Genomic DNA, 4,586 nt, shown 5'->3' on the forward strand with positions numbered 1-4,586 from the left:
AACGAGCACGATGCCTGCGGCGTCGGCTTCATCGCCCATATGAAGGGCGAGAAGTCGCACCAGATCGTCAAGGACGGCCTGTTCATTCTCGAAAATCTCACCCACCGCGGCGCGGTCGGCGCCGACCCGCTGATGGGCGACGGCGCCGGCATGCTGATGCAGATTCCGGACAGGTTCTTCCGTGAGGAAATGGCGGCCGAAGGCATCGTGCTGCCGAAGGTCGGCGAATATGCCGTCGGCTATTTCTTCATGCCGCGCGATCCCGAGCGCATCGCCCATTACAAGGACATCATCCAGAAGGTGATCGCCGACGAAGGACAGCGCTTCATCGGCTTCCGCGAAGTGCCTGTCGACAATTCATCGCTGTCGAAGGCGGAGGATATCGCCGCCACCGAGCCCTATCACCTGCAGGTCTTCATCGGCGCCGGCGCGCGCGCCGATACGCAGCAGGATTTTGAACGTCGTCTGTTCATTCTGCGCAAGGTGATCTCGAACACGATCTTTTCCGAATCGGAAGGCGCGGCCGAGGATTTCTACATCGTCTCGATGTCGTCCTCGACCATCGTCTACAAGGGCATGTTCCTCGCCTATCAGGTCGGCGCCTATTACAAGGATCTGTCCGATCCGCGCTTCGAGTCCGCCGTTGCCCTCGTGCACCAGCGCTTTTCGACCAACACCTTCCCGTCGTGGAAGCTGTCGCATCCCTATCGCATGGTCGCCCATAACGGCGAGATCAACACGCTCAGGGGCAATGTGAACTGGATGGCCGCGCGGCAGGCTTCCGTATCATCGCCGCTCTTCGGCGATGATATCTCCAAGCTCTGGCCGATCTCCTACGAGGGCCAGTCCGATACGGCCTGTTTCGACAACGCGCTCGAATTCCTGGTTCAGGGCGGCTATTCCATGGCCCATGCAGTGATGATGCTGATCCCGGAAGCCTGGGCCGGCAACATGTCGATGGGGCCGCAGACGCGCGCCTTCTACGAATATCACGCCGCCCTGATGGAGCCGTGGGACGGCCCGGCCGCCGTTGCCTTTACCGATGGCCGCCAGATCGGCGCGACGCTTGACCGTAACGGTCTGCGTCCGGCGCGCTATCTGATCACCAAGGATGACCGGATCATCATGGCGTCTGAAGCCGGCGTTCTGCCGGTCGAGGAAGAAAACATCGTTGCCAAGTGGCGCCTGCAGCCCGGCCGCATGCTTCTGATCGACATGGAAAAGGGCCGGATCATTTCCGATGACGAGATCAAGTCCGAGCTTGCCGGCATGCACCCCTATCAGGACTGGCTGGACCGGACCCAGCTCATTCTGGAGGAGCTTAAGCCGGTTGAACCGCGCGCGCTCCGGCGCGACGTGTCGCTGCTCGACCGCCAGCAGGCCTTCGGCTACACTCAGGAAGACACCAAGATCCTGATGTCGCCGATGGCGACCACGGGCCAGGAGGCCATCGGCTCGATGGGCACCGATACGCCGATTTCGGCGATGTCGGACAAGTCGAAGCTGCTCTACACCTATTTCAAGCAGAACTTCGCCCAGGTTACCAACCCGCCGATCGACCCGATCCGCGAGGAGCTGGTGATGAGCCTGGTCTCCTTCATCGGCCCGCGTCCGAACATTCTCGACCATGAGGGCGCCTCGCGCGAGAAGCGCCTGGAAGTGCGCCAGCCGATCCTGACCAATGGCGATCTGGAGAAGATTCGCTCCATCGGTCATACGGAGGACCGGTTCGACACCAAGACGCTCGACGTTACCTATAGCGCCGATCAGGGCGAAGCCGGCATGCCGGAGATGATCGACCGGCTGTGCGAGCGCGCGGAAGCTGCCGTCAAGGGCGGCTACAACATCATCGTGCTTTCCGACCGCCAGATAGGCCCGGACCGGATCGCGATCCCCGCGCTTCTGGCGACCGCCGCCGTGCACCATCACCTGATCCGCAAGGGGCTCAGAACCTCGGTCGGCCTCGTGGTCGAATCGGGCGAGCCGCGCGAAGTGCATCATTTCTGCTGTCTCGCCGGCTATGGTGCGGAAGCCATCAACCCCTATCTCGCCTTCGATACGCTGGCCGATATGCACGCCAAGGGGATGTTCCCCGAGGAGGTCGACGCCGGCGAGGTGATCTACCGCTATATCAAGGCGATCGGAAAGGGCATGCTGAAGGTCATGTCCAAGATGGGCATCTCCACCTACCAGTCCTATTGCGGCGCGCAGATCTTCGACGCCATCGGCCTGTCGTCGGAATTCGTGGAACGCTTCTTCTTCGGCACGGCCTCGATGATAGAGGGCGTTGGCCTGACCGAAGTGGCCGAGGAGACGGTCGCCCGCCATCGCGCCGCCTTCGGCAAGGATCCCGTGCTTGCTTCCACGCTCGATATCGGCGGCGAATATGCCTACCGGATCCGCGGCGAGGCCCATGCCTGGACGCCGGATGCCGTGGCCGAGCTGCAGCATGCCGTGCGCGGCAATGCGCGCGACCGCTATGACGCCTTCGCGAAGATGGAAAACACGACCGCGCTTCGGATGAACACCATTCGCGGCCTTTTCCGGATCAGGAATGCCGAGGAGATCGGACGCGAGCCGGTGCCGCTCGAGGAGGTTGAACCGGCTTCCGAGATCGTCAAGCGCTTCTCCACCGGCGCCATGTCCTTCGGCTCGATTTCGCGCGAGGCGCATACGACGCTTGCGATTGCCATGAACCAGATCGGCGGCAAGTCGAACACCGGCGAGGGCGGCGAGGAGAGTGACCGCTATCTGAAGCTGCCCGACGGCTCCTATCCGAAGGAGCGCTCGGCGATCAAGCAGATTGCGTCGGGCCGTTTCGGCGTGACGACCGAATATCTGGTCAATGCCGATCTGCTTCAGATCAAGGTGGCCCAGGGCGCCAAGCCCGGCGAGGGCGGCCAGCTTCCCGGCCACAAGGTCGATGCGACGATCGCCAAGACCCGTCATTCGACGCCGGGTGTCGGTCTCATCTCGCCGCCGCCGCACCATGACATCTATTCGATCGAGGATCTGGCGCAGCTGATCTACGATCTGAAGAACGTCAACCCGACGGCCGATGTCTCGGTCAAGCTGGTGTCCGAAGTGGGCGTCGGCACGGTTGCCGCCGGCGTTGCCAAGGCGCGCGCCGACCACATCACCATCTCCGGTTTTGACGGCGGCACCGGCGCTTCGCCGCTGACCTCGCTGAAGCATGCCGGCAGCCCGTGGGAAATCGGCCTTGCCGAAACCCAGCAGACGCTGGTGCTGAACGGTCTCAGATCGCGCATCGCGCTGCAGGTCGACGGCGGGCTGAAGACCGGTCGCGACGTGCTGATCGGCGCCATGCTCGGCGCGGATGAGTTCGGTTTCTCCACCGCGCCGCTGATTGCGGCCGGCTGCATCATGATGCGCAAGTGCCACCTGAACACCTGCCCTGTCGGCGTCGCCACCCAGGACCCGGTCCTGAGGAAGCGCTTCAAGGGCCTGCCGGAACATGTGGTCAACTACTTCTTCTTCGTCGCCGAGGAATTGCGCGAGATGCTGGCGGCCCTCGGCTTCACCAGCCTCAACGAGGTCATCGGCTCTGTCGAACTCCTCGACAAGGATGAGGCGATCGCGCACTGGAAGTCCAAGGGGCTCGATTTTTCGAAGATCTTCCACAAGGTGGCAGCACCCAAGGAAGCGACCTTCTGGACCGAGCGCCAGAAGCACCCGATCGACGATATTCTCGACCGCAGGCTGATCGAAAAGGCCATGCCGGCGCTCGAGAACAAGGAAAAGGTCGCCTTCGACGTCGAGATCAAGAATGTCGACCGCTCCGCCGGCGCCATGCTCTCGGGCGAGGTCGCCAAGCGCTGGAACGAGAAGGGCCTGAAGGAAGACACGATCTCCGTGACGCTCACCGGCACGGCCGGGCAGTCCTTCGGCGCGTTCCTGGCAAGCGGCGTGACCTTTGACCTGATCGGTGACGGCAACGACTATGTCGGCAAGGGGCTTTCGGGCGGCAAGATCATCATCCGTCCGCCGGAGAACTCCCCGATCGTGCCGGAGGAATCGATCATCGTCGGCAATACGGTGCTTTACGGCGCGACTTCCGGCGAGTGCTATTTCCGCGGCGTGGCCGGGGAACGCTTCGCCGTCAGAAACTCCGGAGCGATTGCCGTCGTCGAGGGCGTTGGCGACCATGGCTGCGAATACATGACCGGCGGCCTCGTCGTCGTGCTCGGCCCGACGGGCCGCAATTTCGCGGCCGGCATGTCGGGCGGCGTGGCCTACGTTCTCGATGAGGACGGCGGCTTTGCCGACCGCTGCAACATGGCAATGGTCATGCTGGAGCCGGTGCCGGAAGAAGACGACATGCTGGAAAAGCTCCACCATCACGGCGGCGATCTCATGCACAAGGGCCGCGTCGACGTTTCCGGCGACATGACCCGGCATGACGAGGAGCGCCTGGTGCGGCTCATTACCAACCATCTGCTCTACACAGGCTCGGGCCGCGCCAAGGCGATCCTGGACGACTGGGCGCATTACCGCCCGATGTTCCGCAAGGTCATGCCGGTCGAATATCGCCGCGCTCTGGAAGAGATGGAGCGCATGCGCATGGG

General features: G+C 63.0%; 1 protein-coding gene. It reads left to right on the forward strand.

The window, feature by feature from the left end:
- Positions 1–4,586, forward strand: a 4,586-nt coding sequence (gene gltB, locus AC5DC2_RS19920; RefSeq protein ID WP_491699730.1) for a glutamate synthase large subunit, incomplete at both ends; no start/stop codon positions are given.

It is taken from the genome of Martelella sp. (assembly GCF_984369615.1).